Here is a 25,212-nt window from a genome sequence, read left to right as displayed (position 1 = left end):
TTAGGAGGTTGACTGTTTTAAGCTCGCTTTTTTAAGCACTAATTTATAGTAATAAATTAATAGCAAGGAAGTGCCACTGCAAATTGCAAAACCCGCAAAAAGGGGCAAGGCCGTTGTATCGATAAATCGACCAATAAAGGTGGCAATTGGCACAGCCAAAACTGTACCTATAAAACCAAATAATGCCGCTCCAATGCCTGCAATATGGCCCATTGGTTGCATGGCTAGGGCATTAATATTTCCAAAAATAAACCCGATGCAAAAAAGCATTAACACAAAAAACAGCAAAAGGATTCCAAAATTTGGATTGGGTTCTCCAAAAAATAGAATGACATAAGTTAAGGAAATGCAACAAAGCAAAATAGTAAAATTTGTGGCTAGTTTTAACATTCCAAACTTAACCACCAGGCTTCCATTTAAAAAGGTTGATAATCCGATAACTATGGCTATGCCAGAGAAAATGAATGGAAATTCCTCTACCAGTCCGTATTGTTCCTGAAAAATTTGCTGACTCGAACTTAAATAGACCATGAAGGCCGATAGAATGAGACCTGACATGAATGTAAAGGTCAGGGATTGAGGATGTTTTGCAAATTCTTTTATTCCATTGGTGAATAAGGATAGGCTCATTTGTTTTCTCTTGTCAGGAGAAAGCGTTTCGGGCTGACGCTGCCACAGCCAAATAATTACAAAAAGCCCGAACAGCAACTGACTTGAAAATATGGATTCCCAACCAAAGTTTGAAAGCATCAGTTTTCCAAATGATGGTGCAATAATTGGTGCTAAAATAAAGATAACCGTAACAAAGGACATGATTTTAGCCATATAATCACCAACAAATCGATCTCGAACCATTGCTGTGGCTACAGTTCTGGGCGCCGATAAACCAATTCCTTGTATGAATCGACCTATAATCATCATTTCCATGCTGGTGGAATAGATGCAAAGCAGACTTGAAAAAGTAAAAAGCGAAAAGCCCAGGTAAATTGTATTCTTGCGCCCAATGCTATCCGATAAAGGTCCCGAGATTAGTTGTCCAAAGCCCATTCCCAAAAATATGATTGTAACCAAAAGCTGGTTGTTTTTAGGGTCGCTTATGCCTATTGTTTTGGCAATTTCGGGCAAGCCTGGCAGCAAAGCATCAATAGATAAAGAAGCCAATGACATTAAAGATGCCATAATGATGATGAACTCGATATCTGATTTTTTTTGGATTTGCATGTTGCGATTTTAATCTGTTCTTGCTTTCAATGTACTTCTTAAAAAATAAAAAGTGCGTAAAGCTACAGAATATGATTTAAGCTGACAAATGGGGTTAATTTGAAGAACACCACTGATGGTGTCGGTTCTCTATCAGGATTTATAAATAAGATTCAAGGCTTGAGAAAGGGAATATAATGTTGAGAGGCAAGGGTATAAGCTTTAATTTAAATCAAGCTCAAACTTTTTAATGATGCTTTCACCTTTTGAGTTTCCTACTTCATTTCCGAATTCGATAGAAGCCAGGTAGCTGTCTTGAGATATGATTTCTTTTTCAACTAAATATTGAAGCAATTCATCAATATCAACGGTTCCACTTTGCCTGTGGTTTGTTCGTTGAAAAGCCAGGTAAGTCCAGTTCGATCCTTCGGGTTCCCAATCTGGTTCGCCCATGTAAAACTTATATGTGCCATTGCTTGTGTTTACATCTTCAATATAGTCACCAAAGGGAACAAGATTGTTAGCATCTTCCCAAATCATAAATTCAAATAAGATATTTTCAGGAGCAATGTTTGCAGATGAATTGATCCAATTATCGAAGCTCAAATTATAATCGCCACTGTTTCGTTCTACAGTTATTTCATAGCTGGCTTTCAAACTATTGATTTCACTAATTTTTATAGGCAATTTTTCTGTGCTTGAATTGGGTTGCCAGGGTTTCCAGCCGTAAATAATCTGAGGGAAAGCATTCACTCCATAGGCATTATCTGGATATGACCATTGCCAGCCAAGTAGTAGTAAATCATTCTCATCATATTTATAAATGCATTGCGAGTAGCTGTTTGATGGAAGATTACTGGCATTCCAGGCATTGTTTTCGAGCCTGAACTCATCGGCATTTATTACTGAAAACAGGTCGCAATTGCTTTCGGTCGACTCTTCAAAAAGCAATTTTCTGAAGTCTTGATTTTCTTCCATATTCAATCTAAGTTGATATGTTCTAATGCTGTTTCCATCCTCAGCCCTAACTTCCATGGCAATAGGACTATTGCTGGTTTGCAGTATTTCACCAACAAATCGGTTTATGCTGGCTTTTGGCGAAATTTCGATATTTTTGATTTCTACATGCTGAGTACCATAAGGCAAAAGATTTGTTGGAATAACAATGTTTTCATTTATAGAAGTCTGGTAACTGATGCCTTCGGCTTCTAAAACTAAATTTAGCAAGTTTGCATCATTCGATAAGGGATCGTTCGATTCTTTTTTACTACAAGAGAAAAACAAGACCAAAAGAAACAGGCATGGTATAATAGAAGTTGTTTTGATTGTTCTTTGATTTCAAGTTCGACTAGCTGTAACAAATGCAATATCGCATTTATTTTATGGATTTCAATTTTTCTTCCATACTGGTTTCGAATATCTCATGAAAATGCAATGGAAGAGATGAAACAAAAACAACCTCCCAAAATATTCTGGAAGGTTGTTCAAACTATTAGAATTGTTTCTTTCTACATTAAGGCACCAAATCCGCCCACTATTGCAGCAATTAAGAATATCAGGACATATAAGGACAGGATAACTATGCTTAATATGCCCAGGAACTTATAGTGTAGCTTAAGATATCTAAATGCCATGCTCAACTGTGAGCTATCCTCATTATAAATCGCATCTTTCGAAAGTTTAGAGAATTTGTAGAGGTATAAAATGGGAAAAAAGTACAATACCGCGAGGAACAAATAAAATGCACCAATGGCAATTCCACTTCCCAGGAATGGTAAGGAGCCACCACTAACAGCCCCAAACATACTTGCCATAAATATTCCGCCAATAAGGAGTAAGGCTATCATTATAAATCCCAGAATGGAAAAAAACATGGTCCATTTTCGAGTGTCGTTTAAATAAATTACCGATTGTGGATTTAGTTCAATTGGTTTTGCTTCTCTTCCTTCGTGTTCTTGCATTGTTTTAGGTTTTTTTTGGGGTTTTTAAAATTGGTATCCAAACAGCAGGTATAATCTTTTTACCTTTGAATCTTGCATTATCAGGTCTACCATTCCATTTGTTTTCTCATATCTGCATTCAATATGGAACTTATTTATTTTGAAACCAAGCCCAATTGCAATTCCTTGTTCAAGTTTTCTATCGCTAAAAGCATCGCCATAAGTTACTTTATCAGTGGAGTATTGCTTTTGGGTACTTGTGGCCGAGTTTGTTTTTTCAAATGCAATTGCATTTGAAATACCAGCATTCACAAAAAGAGCATTTTTCTGAAATGGAATTTTATATCTCAGCATATTGGTGAGCTTAATATAATTGTAGGTAAGTTTTGTGTCGTAATACCTGTAATAGTGTTCCGAATTTGCGGTATAATATTGCCCTTCATAATTCATTTTAATAAAAAGCAAATCGTTGTAAATAGACCACCGTTTGCTGCCTTTGGGTAAAATGATGTTGGCATACAATCCTAAGGATAGATTATAGGAATCATCTAAATCAAGATTACTTACATAGGGTACAATTTCGGGGTTGCCGAAACGCAATTCGCTAATGCTAACACCAGCCAAAACTCCAAATTCGAAGGCTAACTTTTCTCTTTGCTTTGGGGCTTTAAACGATTTATTAAGAGCAGAATAGTACTTTTTAAAAAGCCTGATTAAATCTTCCCTTTTGTAGCTTGTATTTTGAATGTAGGAACTGATGTTTTTGGCATCCTTAAGGTACAGTGTAAGTTGCCCGACGTATTTTTTGAATTCCAATGCATTGCCATTCTTTAAATACTTTTTGTAGACAAGAAGTTCGTATTTATTGTCTGTTTTAATGTAAAATTGCTTTTTATTTTCAGAACTGGTATAGTAATACAGACTTTTATCACCAGATATAATTTCTTCCAAAAAAGTAGTGTCTTGCTTCAATAGAATTGCAGAGTGATCATCCAGATCTGATATTTTTAATGGACTAATTTCTTTCTCAACAATAGCACCAAAATAATTCGTATTCCCCATTGTAAATGCTTTAATCTGTATGGGTGAATATTGAATAATTTTGGATTCGTGATTCTTTCGAAATAATACATTTTGTGCGGTGGTGTAGGCTGAAGGGAAATGGATTTCTCCTGCAATAGTATCTCCTTGTAAATTAACAAGTTTTCCTTGTGTGAAGTGTTGCTGAGCGGAGATGTTTTGAAAGCCGAATAGAACAAGAAATAAAAAAACAATTGCCTTTTTTAGTGAAAATTTTAATATTCGTTCAAAATTAATAGGTTTTAAAAAGTAGTTTTCGCACATAAGGTTCATAGAATGATAGGATTCAGGGCATAGATTTGATTGATTAAATTAACAAAAAAAAGGTTTTTCTCTACTTTTAGAAGCGTATTATTCGGTTAGTATCAAATATTTCTGCTCTTTTTGTCAAAGCAATCGAATAAAATAACAGACTACTGCAAATAAATGCTTACCTTGCAACACCTTTCTGTCTTGAGCCAAGTAGACCACACTATTTTCTGAATCGATTCATTAAGGTTGTTTTTATCATTTAATGTATCATTTAAAATATTTATGGGAAGATCGCAAGAGACGTATAACAAAAAGGAAAAAGAGAAAAGAAAACTTCAGAAGAGAAAAGAAAAAGAAGCTCGTAAAGAGGCTCGTAAAGAAGCAGGTGGAAAAAGTAGTCTGGATGACATGATTGCTTATGTTGATGAATTCGGAAACATTACCTCAACACCTCCGGATCCAGATAAGAAGAAGGAAGAAGTTAAAGCCGAAGATATTGTATTAGGAGCCAGAAATAGTGGTGACTTTGCAGAGGAAGAGGGCAAAAGACAAGGAATTGTCAGCTTTTTTAATGAGAGTAAAGGATATGGTTTTATCAAAGATCTTGAAACCAAAGAAAGTATTTTTGTTCACGTAAACGGATTGGTTGATACCATTAAAGAAAACGATAAAGTGGAATTTGATACCGAACGTGGTCCTAAAGGAATGAATGCCGTTAATGTTACTTTAAAAAAGTAGCTTTCAAATAAAATTTAGACAATAAAAAAGCACCCTTATGGGTGCTTTTCTGTTTCTTATAAAGGTGTAGCGATTATTCAATCACTCTTACATTTACTGCATTTAAACCTTTTCTTCCGTTTTCAACATCGTATTCAACTTTGTCGTTTTCTCTGATCTCGTCTACAAGACCTGATACGTGTACGAAAACATCATCACCTTGATCAGCTGGTTTGATAAAACCAAAACCTTTTGATTCGTTAAAGAATTTTACTGTTCCTTCCATTGTAATTAAATTAAAATAATAATTTGAAATAAGTCTTAGTTCTTAATAACTCCCGTATACTCCTGTTAATTTAATTCCGGGAATGGAATGAATAGTAAAGAATAATATTGAAATTAAAAGAGTCGATTATTTTTCGACCTATGACTTTATATCGAGCCAAAGGTAGGTAAAAAAATCAGACTAAAAACAAAAAATCTTGAAATTGCTATTTTTATAATGTTTAGATAATGAGTTGATTACTAATTTTCATGCTGACTAGTGATCCATTCGCTGCCCAAAATGGCATAAATTACATCGTCAACCCACACACCATTCATTAAAATACTTTGCTTAAAATGAGCTTCTTTTCTAAATCCAAGTTTCTCCATTAGTTTAATCGAAGCGGTATTATCAGGATCCACCGAAGCAGTAATTCGATGCTTTTTTAATTTCGTAAATAAATAATCGATCACAGCTTTTGTGGCTTCACTTGCATAGCCTTTACAATGATATTGTTTGTTTAGAGTGCATCCAATTTCTACCTGTTGCATGTCGCCATCAATAAAATGGACCCCCAAATCACCTATCATTGCATTTGTATCTTGCGAGAGAATAGCAAATTGAAACCAAGTTCCCATTTCGTTAAATTCTTTGGCAATGCGATTCTTGATAAAATGTTTGCAATCTTCCATTGCATATGGAATCCAGCCCTGGTATTTATTGGTTTCAGCATCCGACCGATATTGATAGAATGACTCTGCATGTTTCATTTCCAACTTTTCGAGTCGTAATCGTTCTGTATGTAGTATCATTTTTATTTATCTAATTCACCAAATACCCTTTTCAGGATATTGCTAACACGTTTTAATGGATCTTTCCTGATTTGTTTTTCCTCAGCAGCAACTTTTAAGAATAGTGCATCTAATGCTTTTTGAGTTACATAATCGTCTAATTGGGTATTAACAGGTTCTAAATTAGCTAGTTTTCCTGCGAAAGTACCCGCAACTTTATTGTAATTGCTGGTAAGTAAATTCCACGATTCATTGGTAGAAAGGTTGGCAAGTAATTTCTTATCAAGCGAAGCCTTTACTTTTGGCATGAACAAATCTTTTAACTTGTCCGAAGTTTTTGTTTTAAGATATTGTGTTGCTGCGTCATCATTGCCTTTCAGAATGCCAAAGGCATCGGCAATGGTCATTTCTGTTATGGCCGAAGCAAATATAGGAGCTGCTTCTTTCACTGCATCTTCGGCAGCTCGGTTCAACCTGATTTCCACCTTTTCTACCAGCTCGTTTCCTCCCGGAATCAGGCTGATATTTTTGGTAATTTGCTGTGCTTCAGGAGGGAGTAAAATCTTAACCAATTCATCTTTGTAAAAGCCATCTTCAACCGAAAGAATGCCGGCTGCATTTACACTTCCAACTCTTAAGGCTTCCTTCAAGCCATTGGAAACTTCACTATCGGTTAAGGGCTTGTATTGTTCCAGATTGTATTGCTCTAAAACGGTTTGCATTTCGGCGCAAGACCAAAGCATTGTACACAAAAGGATGAGACTAAGTATTTTTTTCATTCCTGGAAAAATTTTGGTTTATTTTAAATTAGAAATTCCAAGGTATCAAAAAATGTAGAGTCAAACAATAAATTCATTAGAAGGGAATTTTTGTACTTCTAAATTGCTTTGTGCCTTCATCATTTTTTCGGAAATTTAATTTCTGCGAACCTAAAAATGTGAATGAATGAAATGGTTGCTCATAATTACAAGCAAAATAAAAGAGGATAAGAAGAGATTTTTAGCCAATCGCGAATCTCTGCATGAGCTATGGAACTGGATCTCCCATTTGGCAGGGGTTGTATTTGTGATTCCTGCAGGCATATGGCTTTTGTTTCAAACCTGGGAAACACAATCGTGGCAGGGAGTTCTGGCAGTGCTAATTTTTCTGTTGGGATTTTTATTGCTTTATGCATCTTCAGCGCTGTATCATTATATGATCGATCATCCCAAACGGATTTTATTTCGAAAGATGGATCATATCAGCATTTTCGTAATGATTGCAGGAACCTATACCCCATTCCTGGTGATCTATCTAAACAACAGCATGGGGCAGATTTATCTCACAATTTTGTGGCTTTTGGTGGTGTTTGGTATTGTTTATAAGCTTTTCCTGTTGGGCAAGTACAAATGGATCTCTTTACTGATGTATCTTTTTATGGGATATATTCTGGTTTTCAATTATAATGTATTTAGTGCAGTATTGCCACCTCTGAGTTTGCAATGGATACTTATAGGTGGTGTTTTCTATACACTTGGCGTGATATTTTATGTGTGGAAAAGATTGGCTTTTAACCATTTTATTTGGCATTTGTTTGTCTTTGGTGGGAGTTTGTCGCACTTTATTGCGGTATATTATGCGGTGATTTAAGGAATTATATATGAAAAAAAGGCTTCCTATTAATAGAAAGCCTTTTTTTCATTTGTTAGTTTTAGGGCAATAATTAGCAGATTCTACAATTTTCAACATACCACGATACGGGATGCTCTCTATTTTCAACCAATTCCTGGATAATTTTTCGGTTATCCCATACCGCACAACACGAAGTGGTTTGGTTTAAAGCTTTAATCAATCTTGACCATTTATCCATGATTTCCATCGTTAGTAAGCTCTCATACTCTTTGAAAACCTTAATTGCAGAAGATCCACAGAAGTGTAACTTTTCTTCAATAGATTGTAATTTGTCATTTTTGGTAAAAATGTGATCACCAACTTTAAAATAATCCTCTTCGTTGAGTTGTAGTGTAACTTTAAGATCAATTGTAGTCATAGTTTGTTAATTTAGGTTAGAGTTTGCTTCTTTTTTTCTTTATTAATTTTGTTTGTTAGTTTTCTATTTTGCTGATATATTGATCTTTCTTAAAAATAAGGAATTTTACAGTTCTGAAAAAATAAAAATTATTAAAGATTGATTTCTTTATTTAAAAGCACAAAAAAAGCCCCCCGAAGGGAGCCTTGAAAGTATGTAGTTGTGATTTTGTACTAGTCAATCTTCTCCAACTGCACGGTAAAGTGTCTCATAATTGGAGCTTCGTCTACAATCTTAAATCCATGTTTGATTTCATGTCTGCGATCGTATACATTCTTAAGAGCTGCAGCAATTACATCCATGTGGTTGTTGGTATAAGTTCTTCTCGGAATAGCCAAACGCAACAATTCTAAATCAGGATAACGGTTCTCTCTGGTTTCCGGATCTCTGTCAGCCAGAATTGTTCCGATTTCAACACCACGAATACCTGCTTCAAGGTACAATTCGCATCCTAATGTTTGAGCCTGGTATTCTTCTTTCGGAATGTGTGCTAAAATTTTCTTTGCATCAACAAAGATTGCATGACCACCAATTGGCTTTTGAAATGGGATACCATACTCTTCCAGTTTACCGCCCAGGTATTCAACCTGCTTGATACGAGTTTCAAGGTAATCAAACTCGGTTCCTTCATCCAAACCTTGAGCCAATGCATTCATATCGCGACCCGACATACCACCATAGGTTACATATCCTTCGAACATGATATTATAGGTAGATGCTTTTTTCCAAAGCTCTTCACTTTTCATACCAATGAAACCACCCATGTTTACAATTGCATCTTTCTTCGAACTCATGGTTGCCATATCAGCATACGAGTACATTTCCAATACAATTTCCTTGATTGTTTTATCGGCATATCCTTCTTCACGGGTCTTAATGAAGTATGCATTTTCGGCAAAACGTGCAGAATCGAAACATACAGGAATTTCATATTTATCAGCCAATTCTTTAACTGCCTTCATGTTTGCCATTGAAACCGGCTGACCACCAGAAGTGTTACAGGTAACGGTTACAATAATCATTGGAATTTGCTCTTTAGGATAGGTTGAAAGAACAGATTCTAATTTTATAAGATCAAGATTTCCTTTAAATGGGTGATCAATTTCTGTATCAAATGCTTCATCAATGGTACAATCAACAGCCTTTGCTTTTCTAAATTCGATATGACCTTTTGTTGTGTCGAAATGTGAGTTACCCGGCACAATGTCACCATCTTTAACCAAAACAGAGAACAACACGTTTTCTGCTGCACGTCCCTGGTGGGTTGGCAAGAAATGATCGAAGCCTAAAATGTTTTTCAATGCAGCCTTCATGTTGTAGTATGAGCGAGCACCAGCATAGCTTTCATCACCCAACATCATTGCCGACCACTGCTTATCACTCATTGCACCTGTTCCCGAATCGGTTAACAAATCGATAAAAACCTGGTCGCTTTTAAGGTTAAATAGGTTGTAATTGGCATCTTTTAACCATTGTTCTCTTTCTTCACGAGTACTTCTTCTGATGGTTTCAACCATCTTAATTTTGTATGATTCTGCAAATGGAATTTCCATAATGTCTTTTATTTAATTGCTTAATATTTTGTTTGTTATCTGTGTAGGCTGTTTCACGATTTGTGGTACTCAATTTCAATTAAGGGTCCAACAAATCAATCAATCTAAATGATATTGAATGAGCCAAAGAGTGAAATACAAATATGCGATAAGAAATGGCCTGGTAATTTTACCTGATCAACAGTTCATAATTCAATATTGTATTCGAAAATAATGGGACAGGAATGTCCGGAGACGGTTTAGAAGTGGAACTCGTCTCTGTTTTTAATGTTAAGGTAGACTTTGTGTGTCAGTTTTGGAAGTTGATATTTAATTTCCATGCTTTCTGATTTTCTACTGAGGCAAAATTAAAACTTTTTAATATGAAACAAAAATTAAGAGCAAAAAAGATGCAAACGTTTGAGAGGAAAAGCATTTATAATAAAACTCGTTTTGGTCCGCTTTTTGAATAGATTGCCCGCATAAAAGCTTTTAAGAACGAAATAAATTCGACATTTTTGCAAGCACCAGGTGCGGTATTATTCTATCGCATCGGGTAATTGCAAGTTCCAAAAGCCAATTAATAATTAACCCGAACAGAGCAACGCCCCATGATTCGATTATTTTTTGTATTGCTGATTGTTATTCAGCCTTTTATTTTGCGATCTCAAACCAAGGTGCAAAAGGACTCTCTACTTTTGGATACGATTAGATTTGAGGATTCTGTCTATAAGATTAAGCAAAATAAAGCAGATTCGCTTCGTCATTTTACCCACGATTCGGTTTTAAATCCAGTAAAAGATCCATTGCATCACATCGATAATGTTGGGTTTAGATTTATCGTACGTGAACTTGCCATTGATTATGCACCAAAGCAACATCAGACCGATTCGGTTCGCGAGGCTGTAAATAGGCTACTAGAGTATGTGGGAAACGATAGTATTCGCAATATGGTTTTCTATTTAAAGGAGTATATCGAAGAGCGTAAAACTGAAGAAGCTTTACGGGAAGTAAAAAAGCAGATAGAGCTTGAAAAAGTTTTGAGCTATCAGCCAGATTTGGAAGTGACAGAAGAAGCAAACAACCAGCAGTCATGGAAAACAGAAGCCCTGGATGAACTGTACAATTACGTTGAGCATGATCCGGTTCATCAATGGATCAGAGAAATTAGCAGAGACTCGGTATTTCTGGGGGTTCGTAATTTTATGAATGATTCGATAAAATTTTGGATCAATAATGGAAAGCAAGATTACAAACGATTTTGGCTGAAAAAGAATAAGCGCGATTCTATTGGAATCTGGATTCAGAATACATCAGATCGATCGGTTCGAATCCTGGTAGACGACGATGTGTATCAACAATCGGTGCAGCGCTCAAAGGTAAGAGGAACACGAGTGCTTTTAGAGAAAAAAGAACGTACCGACCAGTATAAACTGGCCAAGTTGGGAAAATACAAACGCTATGCTCAAATCTGGAAAGTTGGAGCAACAGTAGGAGTTGCATTTAACCAGGGGCACGTGAGCGATAGTTGGTCGAGAGGAGGCGAAAGTTCCATGGCTACAACATCTACTCTTGATGCATATGCAAATTATAAGAATGGAAACCATACCTGGGATAACAGTCTTAAAGTAAAATACGGATTGTTAAAGTCGGGTGAGGATGGTTTTAGAAAGAATGAGGATAGAATAGAGTTTAATACAAAATATGGACAAAAGGCGGTGAAGAATTGGTACTACTCGGCTCAGTTCAATTTAAAAACTCAAATGGTAAAAGGTTACAGCTATCCAAGCGAAGGACCAAGAGAGTTAAAGTCAGACTTTTTTGCTCCTGCTTATATTATTGCTTCTGTCGGTATGGATTACAAACCAAACAAAAATTTGTCTATCCTGCTTTCACCCTTATCAGCAAAATATACCATTGTTAAGGATACTGCCTTAATCGATCAAACAGCCTATGGTATCGACGAGGATAAGAAAGTGAAAAAAGAGGTTGGTTCGTATATAAACCTTTCCCATAAATTGAAATTTTGGGAAGATATGGAGTTAACAAACAAACTTACCTTGTATTCGAATTATAGCGAAAAACCTAAAAATATCGATGTGGATTGGGAGTTAAGTTTAACAATGCCGATTAACCAATATTTATCGTCGAAATTTTCAACCCATTTAATTTCTGATGATGATACAGGATCGAAAGTTCAGTTTAAAGAGAACTTTTCGATTGGAGTTAGTTATCGATTTTAATTTGGTTTTACAAGGGTGTAAATACCCATTTTAATGAATAAGAGAAGGTATTAAGTGTGTTTTTAAACCTGTTTTAATTGTTTAAAAACCATTATTTTGTGACTGAAATTAAAACATTAACCTATGAGTTTAGATTATGCGGTTCCAGGTGTAGGAACGATTACAATCGATACCCTGGTGGTAGATTCGAATGGAACATTAACCGTGAAAGGTGAAATGGTTCCTGGAGTGGTGGAAAGAATTCATCGTTTACAAATGTTAGGAGTTAACGTGGTGATGATTTCATCAGACCAACGAGGAAATGCACGAGATTTAGCCTTGTCGAGTGGTATTGCATACTACGAAGCAAACAACTCCAGAGAGAAAGAAGATGTTTTGCTTTCGTTGGGGAGTAAAAATGTTGCGGCAATTGGAAATGCCCGTATTGATATTGGATTATTTGTGCAGTCTTTGGTTTCTGTAGCAACTTTACAGGCTGAAGGAATTCATAAAGATATTATCGACCATGTGGATGTGATCTTGCCATCGATCAACGATGCGCTTGACTTTTTCCTGGATAGCGATACCTTTATTGCAACAATGAAAAGATAGTCGTAAGACGAGAAATCTTATTAAACAGAATAAATTAAAAATCTCCTTATGGGAGATTTTTTTTTGCAAATCAATTCAGAACCGATTATTTTTTCGGTGATAAATTACTGCCTATGGATTTGATATTGCTTATAATTTCGATTGTTGCTGTTGCTTTTGGAGTATATTGGTATTTTATACACGTACCCAATTATTACGGATACATTTCTTCGGGAGGAGAACATTTAAAAACTTTTCTTCAAGTGGATAAGATGTTGGAGCTTTCCCAAGATCAGTCGGATGATATTTGGATTTTGGATGTGAGAGAAGAAGAGTATTTTTTAATGGGACACATCCCCAATGCCAGAAATTTTCCACATCATGAAATTGAAAAACACTACCACCAAATCCCCAAAGACAAAGCCTTGATTTTGTATTGTGATTTAACCATTAAAACACAAAACGTGATTATCTTTTTGGAAGAAAAAGGATATACAAAAATGTTAAATTGGGGCAAGTACAAACGCTGGAAATATGAAGAAACGGTGGAAGAAAGTATTTCTATTTAAGCAATTTGTTGTACAGTTGTAAGTTTTCATCGTCGAACACACAAAACACAACTTCTTGCAAGAATTTACATTTGCTCAATTGCTTGCGAACCGTTTTTATGGCAATCTTGGCCGCTTCTTCCTTTGGATATCGATAAACACCCGTGCTTATATTGGGGAAGGCAATGCTTTTCAATTGATATTTTTCAGCAAGTTTAATGCTCTCTTTATAACAACTTTTTAGCAATTGGTCTTCATCGTATTTTCCACCGCTCCAAACAGGTCCAACAGTATGAATTACATGCTTGCAAGCTAAATTGTAGGCCTTGGTGATTTTAGCCTCTCCGGTTGAACAACCATTTAGCAAACGGCACTCTTCCAATAATTCCGGTCCGGCAGCCTTGTGAATGGCACCATCAACTCCACCACCTCCCAATAAACTTCGATTTGCCGCATTCACAATGGCATCGGTCTCTAATTTTGTAATATCTCCCTTAAAAATTTTAATTTTCATGATTTCCAGTTTAATTTTACTTTTCTATCCCTTCGAATTATCCTAAATTGTAAATTGATCTTTTCCCTCAAATTCAAAGGATTATTTCAGAATAATCCAATCTCAATTATTTAATTTATACTAAATATTAAACTTGTGTTTTTTAAAAATAATAATTCAAATTCATTATAAAAAACAATCTCGAAATCGATTGCAATTCGCTGACAGTGAAATTGTTTGTTTCGGTTTGGAAAAATATTTTTATTTTAGCCGCGCTAGCCAAGCAAATTGATTGAAATATATTAAATTGACAATTATGAAAAGAGTATTAGTTGCAACCGGTGGTGGTGATTGCCCTGGTTTGAATGCTGTGATTCGCGCCGTTGTGAAACGTGCAGCTCAAGAAAAAGATTGGGAAGTTGTAGGAAGTATCCAGTCGTTCGACGGAATTTTGAAAGAGCCGACTGAGATTAAGATATTAGATGATGCTGCGGTTAAAGGTATCCACTACCAGGGGGGTACAATTATCGGAACAACTACAAAAGGTGGTCCTTTTGCTTGGCCAGTAAAAAACAAAGATGGTTCTTGGGGATCAGCTGACCGTTCCGATGAAATGATCCGTAAGTTACAATACTTGGGAATCGACGCTGTAATCAGCATTGGTGGTGATGGTTCTCAGAAAATTTCACAAGCACTTTACGAAAAAGGATTAAACATTATTGGTGTACCAAAAACAATCGATAATGACCTTTCGGCTACCGACTTTACTTTCGGTTACCAAACAGCTGTTCAAATTTGTACCGAAGCGGTTGATAAGTTGAAAACAACTGCTGCATCTCACAACCGTGTTTTTATTTTGGAAGCAATGGGACGTGATGCGGGATGGATTGCTTTAAGTGCTGCAATTGCTGGTGGTGCAGAAGCTTGTTTGATTCCTGAAATTCCTTACGATATCAAGAAAGTAAAAGAAAAATTAGATACTCGTTTCTTAAAAGGTAAAGGATTTGGGATTATCGTTGTTGCTGAGGGTGCTATGCCAAAAGGAGGTTCGGCTTTAGCTGAGGAAAGTACTGAAGTTGGAAACCCTAACCTAAAATTGAGTGGTGCTGCTGATCGTTTGGCTGCTGAATTAAAAGAAGCAGGTATCGAAGCAGATATTCGTACTACTGTTCTTGGTCACTTACAGCGTGGAGGTATTCCAGTAGCTTACGACCGTGTTTTGGCAACACAATTTGGAGTTAAGGCATTCGAAATGGTGTTGGAAGGTAAATTTGGTCAGATGGTAGCTTACCGTCACCCAGAAGTAGTTGGCGTACCTCTTCCGGAGGCTATTGGTCAGCAAAATCTGGTTGATCCAAAATCGAACCTTGTTGCCACAGCAAAAGGTGTTGGTATTGCTTTTGGAGACTAATTCGAAGCAAGAAAATATGCTCAACCGGGATCGAAAGATTCCGGTTTTTTTTTGTCTTTTTTAGACGCAGAGATTTATGATGTGAATGATTAACGCAGATTTTAGTAGCGCAAATATTGGCATTCTTTATTCTATTAAAGCTTCATTCATGAAACCTCTCCATCCATTCAGGCTTAGGAACCATGCATCGATCCTTCTTTCCAAACCATGAATACCTGTTCCTTGCGATTAGATTGTAAATCCAATCAGTTATGTTCTTCGGAATGAACCTGAAGTAATGGATGGCTTTCCACGGGTTGCTTAGGTGTTTTGCAATCTGAAAGGCCGCAGAACTCCTGGTGTAAGCCATATTGTTTTCTACAAATACAACTGTATCCATATCTTCGGCAGATAAGTGATGCTCAGCAAGCAATTGCTTTGCAAAATCAGACTGAAGAGGAGAGAAGTGTATGTTTTCATTTTTATTATAGGCAAGCACAAAGCGAACAGAAGTGTTACAAAAATTACAAACCCCATCGAACAATACGATAGGGTTGGTAACTTTTATATCTGAAGCATTTTTATGCATTCTGTTCTTACTTTATTTTTACATATTACACTTTAGTAGATAAAGTTAAAAATAAATCCGACGCAAAGAATACCAGCGGCAACAATTCCAACAAATGCTAATATCAAAGGCATTTTTAATACTTTCTTCAGAATAATCACCTCTGGCAATGATAAGCCAATTACCGACATCATGAATGCCAAAGCAGTTCCTAAAGAGGCTCCTTTTTCGATTAGCACACTTACAATTGGAATAATTCCTGCGGCATTTGAATACATTGGAATTCCAATTACAATTGATAAAGGAACCGAATACCAGGCCGATTTACCCATAAGATTTGCCATGAAATCTTCAGGAACATAACCATGAGCACCAGCTCCGATGGCAACACCAATAACAATGTAAAGCCATATTTTTACTACGATTTCTTTTACCGAATCAATTCCTGATTTGATTCTTTCCGAAAACGAAATTTTGGTAACATCCTCTTCACTTTGACCTGTTTTTACCTGGAAAACCCATTCTTGTACGTATTTTTCAAGTTTTAAAACGCCGATTAGCCAACCAGAAACAATGGCAATTAACAAACCGGTAAGTGTATAAATAATAGCTGTTTTCCAACCAAATAAACCAACCAGCATGATAAGTGCAATTTCATTTACCATTGGAGCAGCAATCAGGAAACTAAATGTTACACCCAATGGTACGCCAGCCTCTACAAATCCTAAAAACAAAGGAATTGCCGAGCATGAACAGAAGGGAGTTAATACACCCAGCAAAGCCGCCATTACATTCCCGAAGAATGTTGATTTTCCGGCAAGTGCTTTCCTGGTTTTTTCAGGAGAGAAATAGCTCCTGATGATTCCAACTCCAAAAATGATTAAAACCAGCAGTAGAAGAACTTTAGGAACTTCGAAAATAAAGAAACGAATGGTTTCTGCAAGGTGAGTTCCTGCTTTCATTCCAAAAACAGTATCGATTAAAAAATCTGAAATGTTTTGAAGATTTACATATAGAATGTACCAAACTGGTAGTGAAAGTAAAACCAGAATCAGCTGCTTTCTATTTGTAATTTGTATTGATTTGATCATGATAATCTAAAAATCTAATATCGCTTTATTGAATAAAGAAAATGTAGGTGAAATAAATCCCTGCTATGATAAAGATTACAGCAGCCACTTTTCTAAACCAATATTCGAAACTTTTAATTTTGTTGTAAAAACTACCTACGCCCGATAAAGTAAAGGCCAGTAAATAAGCAATAATGATAACAGGCAATCCGGTTGCAATTGCGAAAACAATTGGAAGAAATAAGCCATCGGCTTGCGAAACGGTTAAGGGAATCAGCATGCCAAAATATAAAACCCCACTGTACGGACAGAAAGCCAGGGCGAATATCATACCCATAAGTAAAGCTCCCCAATATTTTCCTTTCATTTTTTCGCCATTCAGCTTGTCGGTAATCGAGCTAACCCCAGGAAAGTTAAAAGAGATAATATCGAGCATAAATATGCCGATAACAATTAACAAAGGTCCTAATAGTCTTTCTCCGTAGGTGTTGAAAAAGCTCGAAATATCGAATTTGCTGGCACCAAAAAACAAGATAACACCCAGTGCAGTATAGCTTATTGCTCTGCCTAATGTGTAAACCAATCCGTTTAAAAAGATTCTCTTTTTGTCGCTTAAGTTTTTACTGATATATGCAGTGGCAGTAATGTTTGTTGCCAGTGGACAGGGACTAATCGCTGTCATAATACCCAGTAAAAAGGCAGTTAAGATTGGAAAACTACTTTGCGATAGTAATTGATCTAAATATTCCATCGCAATCTTATTGTAACTCTGCTTTGATTACTGTTTCCAGTTTTTCGATATAAGCAGGAGTATCGTTAATGGTATTGCGAAAGGCAAAAGTTGTTAAATCCTGAATTTTCCCTGATTTAGCACTTTTAATGTATAAGCCAGAGCTACTTGCCTGGAAAGTTTTTGCCAACTCTTTGTTTTCTTCCTGGTCAAAATTGATATCGAAGAAATTAGCATTCAAATTAGTAGCTACTTCTTTAGCCTTTGCACCAACGGCTTTACAGGTTTTACATTTTCTGTCGCCATGGAAATAATATACTCCAGCTTCAGCTGTTGTAGCTGATACCTTATGTTCTGCCGATTTTTCACATTTGGTGCAATCGCCCTTGCATGCAGTTTCTTGTTCGGCTTTAGCGGTTTCTTTTTGAGTTTTCGATTGGCAAGCACCTAAACTTAGTGCTAATGCTAAAAAGCCGAATGTTATAATTTGTTTCATTGTTTTAAGTTTTAGTATTGTGTGAAACTCTCTTATGCTTTCTCTATAAATTCCTTGATTTCTGAAACAGAAGGAAATTTGCCGCTTACTACGACTTTTTCGTTGATAACCAAAGCAGGTGTTGACATTACACCGTATGATAAAATTTTAACCATATCATCGATTTTCTCAACATTCGCATCCATCGATAATTCGTTTAGAGCTTTGTTTGTTGCTTCGGCAAGCGTGTTACATTTCTTGCATCCTGGTCCTAATACTTTAATGTCCATCTTAATTTTTTTTGTTGTTAATAGCTTTAATATCTGATCCTGATATGAAAACACCTTTGTTTAGGTTTTGACGTTTACAAATCGGAAATTATTTGAAAAATTCCTTGAATAACTGCTGAGCCTCGGCCCAGTTTTCTTTGTTTAAGCAGTATTTAATTTTTGGAGGATTAATTTCTCCTTGAACCAAACCTGAGTTTTTTAATTCTTTCAAATGTTGCGACAAGGTTGATCGGGCAATGGGTACTTCTTCGGCCAGATCGCCACTGTAGCAACAAGCTTGTTTCGATAAAATATCGCAGATGTAAACACGCACAGGATGCGACAAGGCCTTGGCATACCTGGCTAGTTTTTTCTCTTCAACGGAATAAAATTCTTTTACTTCTTCCATGCGTTTCGTATTTCGTAAAATTACGAAACGAAGGTGCGGACTATTTTTTAATTCTCCAAACGATTGATGGAATAATTGTATTATCTGCTAAGGTGGAAATTGATAAAAGCCCTTTTTTATAAGGATTGTAGAGGGATAAAAAAGCCGAATCAAAAAAAATGATTCAGCTTTGCCTTTATATAAATGATATGAGAAGTTTTATGCTTAGGATGCTAATGCCTTTGTATTCGTTCAAATTTTACAATGCGTATTTTTTCAATTCAAGGCGCTTTGGATAGCTTCTTATAATTGCAAAATTGAATAGGAATAGGAAGGGACCAATGTATAATGTTTGACCTTCGTAGCTGGAATTGATGTATTGGAAAATAGAATAAACCTCAAAAGTGATGGCGAATGCTGAAATGCTAAAAAAAATGAGTAAGGCCGATAATAAAATTCTATCGGTTTTTAATTTAAAAAAAAGAATAAAGCTGCTTAGCAGATAGATTGAATAACCAATCATTTTTGTGTCGGGATAAACTTCGTCTGAAATGCCTGAAATATCAATAATTGGTAGTGGAATCAGTTTAAACCAATAATCGACAAATTCGAAATGAGATGCTAGACTAAATTTAATGCCTAACATACTAGAAAAGAATAATCCCAAAAATGAGATTGCGAGAAGCGCTTTTTGTTGTGAATTCAATGGTTTAGTATTTTATAAGTTTTGTCTTAAAAATGGAATTAAAAAACACCTGCTATTAGCCGATAGGCAGCACAGGTGTTTTCAATCTATGGAGTAAAAGAAAGTTTTAATATTCAATATCGATGCTGGAACTACTAACAATAATAGTTGTAGTTTGACCTCCGGTAACCTGAAAGGCAACAGACCTGCCATTATAGCTATCTTTTCGATAAATTACCAAATAATAGGTGCCGTGATTTAAATCATCTACAAATGCTTCTGCGCTAAGATAGCCTTCCCGAACAGGTATGGGATATGAGACCGTAGAGCTTGATCCATCAGCAAGGGCCGATACTTCAGTATAGATATCAAATGATCCTCCGGAATAAGATTCGCCATAGGTTTGGATGATTACGTCACCTGTTAGATCTGTATCTTCATTGTCGCAGGAACTTAATGTTACTGTAGCCAATAACATCATCATTAGAATTGTTTTAAATGTTTTCATTTTAAGTGTGTTTGCTTAGGTGTAGGTTTTGTAATTACGAATTTAAAAATATTTTAGTTAAATAAAAATATTACAATATAAATGATATTGTAATATCATATAGCGTACAAACATTGGGCCAAAATCGATTTGTTGTCGAGTGTAATCTTTTTTTATTAAAAGCCTGAAAATAAGACTTTATAGTCTTTTGTTTTGTTAGGGTGTAAGTATTCTTAAAAATTTTATCATTGCTTTGCCTGGGAACAATAGTTTTGTATTTTCATAGCTTATATGGAATAAAAACATAAACGATTATTCTGTTTAACCCATTAAAAAACCTTATGAAAAAAATTGTGATTCTAAGCCTTATCATACTGATATCGAATACGGGATTTACCCAAGACAAAACAGTAAAATATTACAAGTCGAACTGGAAAGAAATCTCTAAAAACAAAGGCAAATATTACCGGGAAATAGAAACTGTTAACGATTCAACTTTTTTAATTGAAGATTATCTTCGAAAGGGGAAAAAACTTATTTCCAGGGGGTATTATCGATTGTCGGATTCTTTGATTGAACATGGGGCAATGCAATATTTTGATGATGCTGGTAATGAAATCATGAAAGGACATTACGATGGAGGTGAACAGGTGGGAACCTGGATCGTTAAGAATTACCACCAGGTAGAATATGCAGAATTGGATTACAACTTCAAGCTACAGTACGCTACCGATACTGTTGCAAGTCATTTAAATTCTGAAATAAATGAGAGTGAGAGCGAACTTACTACAGAAAAACTGCCTGAATTTCCTGGTGGTCAAATTGCCTTAAGGAATTACCTTATCGATTATACAATATTTCCATACAAATGCTATTTAAGGGGATTAAAGCTAGAGGCAGTAATTCAATTTACCATTACTAAAAATGGCGTGGTAACAAATCCTGTTATAGCCAAGTCGAGCGGATTGGTAGAATTTGACAAAGAATTAATCAGGATGGTAAAAGGAATGCCCCAATGGCAAGCAGGAACGCAAAATGGAAAAGCTGTCGATGTTCAATATTACATTCCAATGAGTTTTAGTATGCAGTATGGAAATGTTTATTAGTTTTATTTGAATATGTCAGGTGACGAATTGCAGTTGCTTGCCGTTATATCACCACTAATTCTGAATTATATTCTTCTGTACAATAGAAAGACGAGATGGGCCAAAAGCGAATATAGGTGGTACATTGTATTTGGAGTTTTTTGCTATTATATCTTGTAAATGGCAGAGCGAATTTTCCCTTAATTGTGTGTTGGGGATTGATGATCCCCTTGATTTTTTCATTGGTTGATAATGGCTTTAAAATCTACAGTTTAGTTATTCATGGCAGGGACATGTATTTATGGTTGAGAGGATCTTTTGAAATTGACGAATCGAAGCTGAGTGGAGGAAAACATGTAAGGGTAGCGACCGTATCTTTTTTATGGACATGATTCTTTAATGATGTTTTTGCCATTTATAGGGGTATTTATTTTGTAATTATGCTGAATATTAATAGAATGGAGTTTTGTGAGTAAGTCATTTTGGATTGAGATCAGACCGCAGTTTGGTAAAAAGCAATCCATAAATATAGTATCCTCCCAAAAAAGAGTTTAATTTGTCCGACAATTTCAATTTGTCACATCATGTTTAACTCAATTGGTTTATGATAAGATTTATAAAGGAAGTTTTTAACCATTTTCTGGAAAGCAATACATTTCAAAAAGGAGCAGCTTTAGCTTATTATGCGGTATTTTCCTTGTTACCTATGATCGTGATTTTGATTTCGGTATTGGGATTGTTTTTTGGAGAGCAGGCCGTTTCGGGTGAAATTTATGCCCAGTTAAAAGATGTATTGGGAAAAGATGCCTCTATTCAAATACAGAATCTCATTAAAAATCAGCATGTTAATCATAACAACATTCTAACAACCTGCATAGGGTTTGCTACCTTGGCATTAAGTGCTTCGGGAATGTTTACTCAAGTTCATAATGCTTTTAATGATATTTGGAATCTCAAGTCAAAACCAAAGAGTAGCATCCTGAATTATATTAGAATGCATTTTGCATCTTTTACAATCTTAATCGGACTCTTTTTTCTGATTTTAATCAGCCTTAGCATAAATGGATTTTTAGTGAATCATGCCAGCAATTTGCAGCAATCGTATCGGTTTTTATACCTGTACGAACACCTGGTTTCAGTTGTGGTATTTAGTATTGTTTTTGCCATCATGTTTCAATTTCTGGGCGATTCAAAAATACACTGGAAAGCAGTTGCGCTTGGAGGTTTGTTTACTTCACTGTTGTTTACTTTCGGAAAGGCAGGAATCGGACTTTATATCAGTCACAGCCATATTTCCACCACTTTTGGTTCGGCCAGTGCAATTGCAATATTAATGCTTTGGGTGTATTATACATCTCAAATCCTTTTTCTTGGTGCCTCGTTTGTTTCAGTTGTCAGTAGTCGATTGGGCTACGAAATTAAGGCCAACAGCAATGCAATAAGCATTAAGCATGTTGAACTCGAAGATTAAAGTTTTTCTTTCAAGTTCAACACATTTTTACCTATCTGAATCTAAAAATGGATTTTTTATTCAACTCTGTCATTTTTCCATTGGTTTTATACATCAGGAAAATCAGGAATGGGAAGAAAAAGATGAGTACCCAGTTGATTTGTACCATGAGGATAAAATCGTAGATTCCATGAAACAGGAATGGAATAAAGAAGGCCATAATGAAAAGCGAACTACTGTTTTGTTTTGAAAATTTTGCCAATCCGAGGTAATAACCCATCATGATTCCGAACATGGCATGTGCCGGAACAGCGGTGAATGCTCTTGCAATTCCTGTACTCATTCCGTTGGAAAATACATAAAGGATATTTTCTACCAGCGCAAAACCCAGCGATACAAAAACGGCATACACGATGCCATCGAAACGCTCGTTAAAATTCGGATTTTTCCACACTAAAATATATACAGCCAATAGTTTAAACGCTTCTTCGCACATGGCTGCTACCAAAAAAGCATTGCCAAATGCATGCCCTATTTTCCCGGTAAAAATGTAGGGAAGTGCAGATGCTACGGCTTGCTCGGCAAATATCACAGGAATGGTGATAATCATACCTGCAAATAGTCCTTTCGCCAATAAGGAAATGGGCTCTTTTTCGTATTTATCGCGATAGTAAACGTAGAATAAGATAATTACGATTGGAGCTACAGAAATAAGTAGAAGATTCATGTTTTGTGTATTGTTCTGGTGAAGAAATCAAATTTAGAAAAACCTTTTGGTAAACAAAATGTGAAAATGTGATTTGTAATAGAATTTATTGTAGAAATGACAATAAAAAAAGCCAACTCATTAAATAAGCTGGCTTTTGGGTATATGAATTTCTTTGTTTATGCTTCGCAGGAATTGCCCATACAATTGGGTTTTACTTCTGGTTTTTTCATCAAACCTAAGCGAACTGACAGGAAATAAATCTGACAGATAATCTGAATGCTTCAGCTAGCATTAAGGCCTTAAATATGGCTTTGAAAAACAGAAAATACAAAGACAAACAGTTGATTCATCATTCTGACAGAGGAATACAATATTGTTGTCATGATTATCAAAAGAGACTCCAAAAATCTCGGGTTCTTTGTTCGATGACTGAAAGTTATGACCAATATACAAATGCGGTTGCTGAAAGAGTCAATGGAATATTCTAACAAGAATTCTTGTTAGAATAATATAATTTAAACCTAAAGATGATGGCCAAGCTGGTTAAGCAGAGTGTTGACAAATACAATGAGATCAGACCTCATTATTCTTGTGATATGCTAACTCTAAACCAAATGCATAATCAAGATAAAGTGGAAATAAAGATCTATAAAAAATTGGATTCCAACCGATCGGTTGGAATCCAATGAATAAAGTTATTTTTGTAATTAATCCTGTAACGGTTTTTTAGGACTAGTCATTATTGATTGTTTTCAATATTTGCAGAATAGTGAACTTCCAGGAATAAAAAGAACCAGAAAGCTTTGTCGTTTACGTTGTATCCCTTACTATCTTTTGTGGCAAAGTAGAAATCCGTCCAACCGTTTTTAGTACTTCTAGAAACACCGTAGCCTACCTTCCAGTTTATACCCAAATCAGATAAAATAATGATAGGGCTATGTTCTACTTGGACATGGTAGTATGCACTTTTTCGTCCAAAGCTAAACCAAGGCATTACAACAATATCCCAATTTGACACCTCTCCCATTGATGTAAACATTTCCCAAGGGAACATAATGTGCGAATCCCCAAAAGGTGAAGCGAAATCTAAAAAGTAGTCGTAATTGCCATCTTTATTATTTTCTTTATCCTCCTCTAGTTTGGTGTAGTAAATCCAAGCCATGGCATACGGACCGGGGCATTTAGAGTCGGTTATTAGAGAAACCTCTTGTGTTTCTTTATATTCGGGTAAAAACACCATCGGGTCTTCTTCCGTTTCAGCAGCAAAAATTTCTCCGAGAACCTGAGGAACTTCAGAATCAGGGGTAGCAAGCAACAATTGACTGTTTGCTTCAACAGCTGCCCAATAGACATCTCTTTGCTGATGTTCGGCTTGCATACTCATTTCCAATTCCAAAATTTGATTTTCGACATTGGCAGGATGCACTTCGGCTACTCTCTCCAAAATTGTGGGATCGGTAATAGAATTTATTGCGCTAAGGGCTTCCTGCGCTCTAGCTCTTAAATTAACAGAAAGGTCAGCCAATATCTGCTCATCACTTAATTCAACCATTTCGGGTTGGAGCTTTCCGCTTTTTAGATTGGTTATGCGAGTAGGTGATTCGTCTGATTTACCTACAAAGCCACCATACAGGTTACCGGCATAATCGGCAATTAATTTTGTTCCGATTCCTGATTTTGTTCTTAGTTTTTGATATTCAGGTATATTTTCTCTTACCTGATGAAGCACCCCACCGGTTTTGCGCCTTGCATCAGTTCTAACTGCACCTATTGCATTTCCGTCTAAATCCAATACCATAAATTCATAGAATTTAGGTTTTGAGTCAAATCCATACAGTATTACCGGAAATTCAGATAGTGTACAATCTTCCCAATTCATCTCACTGTTAAATTCATCTAGTGAGAGTTCCAATATGGCTAACTTTCTGGTAAGGTTATAATCTACAATGTCTAAGTCTTCTCTAAAATTGGTCAATTCTGTAATCGTAGCATAAGGAATTGGATCCGAAGACATTTCATTAATATTATCATTGCTACTATCTTGTTTGGGATTTAGTTCAAGTTCTCCTTTTTGGCATGATAAAACTGCAAAAAGTAGAAAAAGGGATGTGAAAATCCGTTTCAAGAATAAATAAGAAATAACTTGATTTTTCATGATTGTAGGATTTTGATAATAATTTACTATTGATAAAAAATATGTATAACCA

Annotated in this window: 29 protein-coding genes; 9 read left to right on the top strand and 20 right to left on the bottom strand. The window is 35.8% G+C overall.

The features are described from left to right. The 4 genes from ELS83_RS06880 to ELS83_RS06865 all read right to left on the bottom strand — a co-directional run bounded on the left by ELS83_RS06880 (position 1) and on the right by ELS83_RS06865 (position 4,202). Positions 1 to 1,221 carry a multidrug effflux MFS transporter gene (locus ELS83_RS06880; protein WP_171594800.1) on the bottom strand — a complete coding sequence of 407 codons (1,221 nt, stop codon included), beginning with the start codon at positions 1,219 to 1,221 and terminating at the stop codon, positions 1 to 3. Between the two features lie 201 nt (positions 1,222 to 1,422). Next, complete coding sequence (locus ELS83_RS06875) at positions 1,423 to 2,427, bottom strand: GH12 family glycosyl hydrolase domain-containing protein (protein ID WP_171594799.1); 1,005 nt, start codon at positions 2,425 to 2,427, stop codon at positions 1,423 to 1,425. 281 nt (positions 2,428 to 2,708) lie between these two features. Further along, entirely contained in the window at positions 2,709 to 3,161 is a 453-nt protein-coding gene (locus ELS83_RS06870) for a DUF5362 family protein (RefSeq protein ID WP_171594798.1), read from the bottom strand. A 24-nt stretch (positions 3,162 to 3,185) separates the two neighbouring features. Next, positions 3,186 to 4,202 (bottom strand): porin family protein, encoded by a 1,017-nt coding sequence (locus ELS83_RS06865; RefSeq protein WP_171594797.1) that lies wholly within the window; start codon positions 4,200 to 4,202, stop codon positions 3,186 to 3,188. A 552-nt stretch (positions 4,203 to 4,754) separates the two neighbouring features. Between ELS83_RS06865 and ELS83_RS06860 the strand changes: the two genes are divergently transcribed. Further along, on the top strand, positions 4,755 to 5,210 hold the full coding sequence (locus ELS83_RS06860; RefSeq protein ID WP_171594796.1) for a cold-shock protein: 456 nt from the start codon (positions 4,755 to 4,757) through the stop codon (positions 5,208 to 5,210). Between the two features lie 73 nt (positions 5,211 to 5,283). Here the strand turns inward: ELS83_RS06860 and ELS83_RS06855 are convergent, their stop codons facing one another. From ELS83_RS06855 to ELS83_RS06845, 3 genes are all read right to left on the bottom strand, one after another. Continuing rightward, on the bottom strand, positions 5,284 to 5,475 hold the full coding sequence (locus ELS83_RS06855) for a cold-shock protein (protein WP_110360282.1): 192 nt from the start codon (positions 5,473 to 5,475) through the stop codon (positions 5,284 to 5,286). A 239-nt stretch (positions 5,476 to 5,714) separates the two neighbouring features. Continuing rightward, on the bottom strand, positions 5,715 to 6,266 hold the full coding sequence (locus ELS83_RS06850; RefSeq protein WP_171594795.1) for a GNAT family N-acetyltransferase: 552 nt from the start codon (positions 6,264 to 6,266) through the stop codon (positions 5,715 to 5,717). 2 nt (positions 6,267 to 6,268) lie between these two features. After that, complete coding sequence (locus ELS83_RS06845; RefSeq protein WP_171594794.1) at positions 6,269 to 7,024, bottom strand: DUF4197 domain-containing protein; 756 nt, start codon at positions 7,022 to 7,024, stop codon at positions 6,269 to 6,271. A gap of 166 nt (positions 7,025 to 7,190) precedes the next feature. Between ELS83_RS06845 and trhA the strand changes: the two genes are divergently transcribed. Next, on the top strand, positions 7,191 to 7,874 hold the full coding sequence (gene trhA / locus ELS83_RS06840; RefSeq protein WP_171594793.1) for a PAQR family membrane homeostasis protein TrhA: 684 nt from the start codon (positions 7,191 to 7,193) through the stop codon (positions 7,872 to 7,874). A 73-nt stretch (positions 7,875 to 7,947) separates the two neighbouring features. Here the strand turns inward: trhA and ELS83_RS06835 are convergent, their stop codons facing one another. Next, on the bottom strand, positions 7,948 to 8,274 hold the full coding sequence (locus tag ELS83_RS06835; protein ID WP_171594792.1) for a hypothetical protein: 327 nt from the start codon (positions 8,272 to 8,274) through the stop codon (positions 7,948 to 7,950). 212 nt (positions 8,275 to 8,486) lie between these two features. Continuing rightward, positions 8,487 to 9,866 carry a tryptophanase TnaA gene (gene tnaA, locus ELS83_RS06830; protein WP_171594791.1) on the bottom strand — a complete coding sequence of 460 codons (1,380 nt, stop codon included), beginning with the start codon at positions 9,864 to 9,866 and terminating at the stop codon, positions 8,487 to 8,489. 590 nt (positions 9,867 to 10,456) lie between these two features. Between tnaA and ELS83_RS06825 the strand changes: the two genes are divergently transcribed. The 3 genes from ELS83_RS06825 to ELS83_RS06815 all read left to right on the top strand — a co-directional run bounded on the left by ELS83_RS06825 (position 10,457) and on the right by ELS83_RS06815 (position 13,227). Next, positions 10,457 to 12,088, top strand: coding sequence for a DUF3078 domain-containing protein (locus ELS83_RS06825; protein WP_171594790.1), 1,632 nt, complete (start codon positions 10,457 to 10,459; stop codon positions 12,086 to 12,088). A gap of 123 nt (positions 12,089 to 12,211) precedes the next feature. Further along, positions 12,212 to 12,679: a hypothetical protein gene (locus tag ELS83_RS06820; protein ID WP_171594789.1), complete on the top strand. Its 468-nt coding sequence runs from the start codon at positions 12,212 to 12,214 to the stop codon at positions 12,677 to 12,679. Positions 12,680 to 12,792: 113 nt separating this feature from the next. Then, positions 12,793 to 13,227: a rhodanese-like domain-containing protein gene (locus ELS83_RS06815; RefSeq protein ID WP_171594788.1), complete on the top strand. Its 435-nt coding sequence runs from the start codon at positions 12,793 to 12,795 to the stop codon at positions 13,225 to 13,227. On the opposite strand, the gene ELS83_RS06810 is transcribed toward ELS83_RS06815, so the two are convergent. Continuing rightward, entirely contained in the window at positions 13,220 to 13,720 is a 501-nt protein-coding gene (locus tag ELS83_RS06810) for an O-acetyl-ADP-ribose deacetylase (RefSeq protein WP_171594787.1), read from the bottom strand. The genes ELS83_RS06815 and ELS83_RS06810 overlap by 8 nt on opposite strands. 295 nt (positions 13,721 to 14,015) lie before the next feature. Between ELS83_RS06810 and ELS83_RS06805 the strand changes: the two genes are divergently transcribed. After that, positions 14,016 to 15,110, top strand: a complete 1,095-nt coding sequence (locus ELS83_RS06805; RefSeq protein ID WP_171594786.1) for a 6-phosphofructokinase — start codon at positions 14,016 to 14,018, stop codon at positions 15,108 to 15,110. 142 nt (positions 15,111 to 15,252) lie between these two features. Here the strand turns inward: ELS83_RS06805 and ELS83_RS06800 are convergent, their stop codons facing one another. The 8 genes from ELS83_RS06800 to ELS83_RS06765 form a co-directional block, all read right to left on the bottom strand. Further along, positions 15,253 to 15,678, bottom strand: coding sequence for a thiol-disulfide oxidoreductase DCC family protein (locus tag ELS83_RS06800; RefSeq protein ID WP_171594785.1), 426 nt, complete (start codon positions 15,676 to 15,678; stop codon positions 15,253 to 15,255). A gap of 32 nt (positions 15,679 to 15,710) precedes the next feature. Continuing rightward, on the bottom strand, positions 15,711 to 16,748 hold the full coding sequence (locus ELS83_RS06795) for a permease (protein WP_171594784.1): 1,038 nt from the start codon (positions 16,746 to 16,748) through the stop codon (positions 15,711 to 15,713). 25 nt (positions 16,749 to 16,773) lie between these two features. Further along, positions 16,774 to 17,478: an aromatic aminobenezylarsenical efflux permease ArsG family transporter gene (locus tag ELS83_RS06790; protein WP_171594783.1), complete on the bottom strand. Its 705-nt coding sequence runs from the start codon at positions 17,476 to 17,478 to the stop codon at positions 16,774 to 16,776. Positions 17,479 to 17,485: 7 nt separating this feature from the next. Then, on the bottom strand, positions 17,486 to 17,953 hold the full coding sequence (locus ELS83_RS06785) for a nitrophenyl compound nitroreductase subunit ArsF family protein (RefSeq protein WP_171594782.1): 468 nt from the start codon (positions 17,951 to 17,953) through the stop codon (positions 17,486 to 17,488). A gap of 32 nt (positions 17,954 to 17,985) precedes the next feature. Beyond that, positions 17,986 to 18,222 carry a thioredoxin family protein gene (locus tag ELS83_RS06780; RefSeq protein WP_171594781.1) on the bottom strand — a complete coding sequence of 79 codons (237 nt, stop codon included), beginning with the start codon at positions 18,220 to 18,222 and terminating at the stop codon, positions 17,986 to 17,988. An 88-nt stretch (positions 18,223 to 18,310) separates the two neighbouring features. Continuing rightward, a complete protein-coding gene (locus ELS83_RS06775) occupies positions 18,311 to 18,610 on the bottom strand; it encodes an ArsR/SmtB family transcription factor (RefSeq protein ID WP_171594780.1) in 300 nt (99 codons plus the stop codon). Positions 18,611 to 18,848: 238 nt separating this feature from the next. Next, positions 18,849 to 19,235: a hypothetical protein gene (locus ELS83_RS06770; protein ID WP_171594779.1), complete on the bottom strand. Its 387-nt coding sequence runs from the start codon at positions 19,233 to 19,235 to the stop codon at positions 18,849 to 18,851. A gap of 166 nt (positions 19,236 to 19,401) precedes the next feature. After that, entirely contained in the window at positions 19,402 to 19,782 is a 381-nt protein-coding gene (locus tag ELS83_RS06765) for a hypothetical protein (RefSeq protein ID WP_171594778.1), read from the bottom strand. Positions 19,783 to 20,102: 320 nt separating this feature from the next. On the opposite strand from ELS83_RS06765, the gene ELS83_RS06760 reads away from it, so the two are divergent. Beyond that, the gene (locus ELS83_RS06760; protein WP_171594777.1) at positions 20,103 to 20,867 is read left to right on the top strand and encodes an energy transducer TonB; all 765 of its coding nucleotides are present in this window, start codon (positions 20,103 to 20,105) and stop codon (positions 20,865 to 20,867) included. A gap of 583 nt (positions 20,868 to 21,450) precedes the next feature. Further along, a complete protein-coding gene (locus tag ELS83_RS06755; RefSeq protein WP_171594776.1) occupies positions 21,451 to 22,317 on the top strand; it encodes a YihY/virulence factor BrkB family protein in 867 nt (288 codons plus the stop codon). Positions 22,318 to 22,348: 31 nt separating this feature from the next. Here the strand turns inward: ELS83_RS06755 and ELS83_RS06750 are convergent, their stop codons facing one another. Continuing rightward, positions 22,349 to 23,023, bottom strand: a complete 675-nt coding sequence (locus tag ELS83_RS06750; protein ID WP_171594775.1) for a PrsW family glutamic-type intramembrane protease — start codon at positions 23,021 to 23,023, stop codon at positions 22,349 to 22,351. Positions 23,024 to 23,119: 96 nt separating this feature from the next. Here ELS83_RS06750 and ELS83_RS06745 point away from each other — a divergent pair, with 96 nt between their 5' ends. After that, complete coding sequence (locus ELS83_RS06745; RefSeq protein ID WP_171594774.1) at positions 23,120 to 23,263, top strand: hypothetical protein; 144 nt, start codon at positions 23,120 to 23,122, stop codon at positions 23,261 to 23,263. A 481-nt stretch (positions 23,264 to 23,744) separates the two neighbouring features. On the opposite strand, the gene ELS83_RS06735 is transcribed toward ELS83_RS06745, so the two are convergent. After that, complete coding sequence (locus ELS83_RS06735) at positions 23,745 to 25,160, bottom strand: hypothetical protein (RefSeq protein WP_171594773.1); 1,416 nt, start codon at positions 25,158 to 25,160, stop codon at positions 23,745 to 23,747. Positions 25,161 to 25,212 lie beyond the last annotated feature (52 nt).

Source organism: Marinifilum caeruleilacunae (assembly GCF_013141825.1).
Classification (GTDB): domain Bacteria; phylum Bacteroidota; class Bacteroidia; order Bacteroidales; family Marinifilaceae; genus Marinifilum; species Marinifilum caeruleilacunae.
Note: the sequence above shows the minus strand (reverse complement) of the source record. Positions and strands in the feature narration are given on the sequence as shown.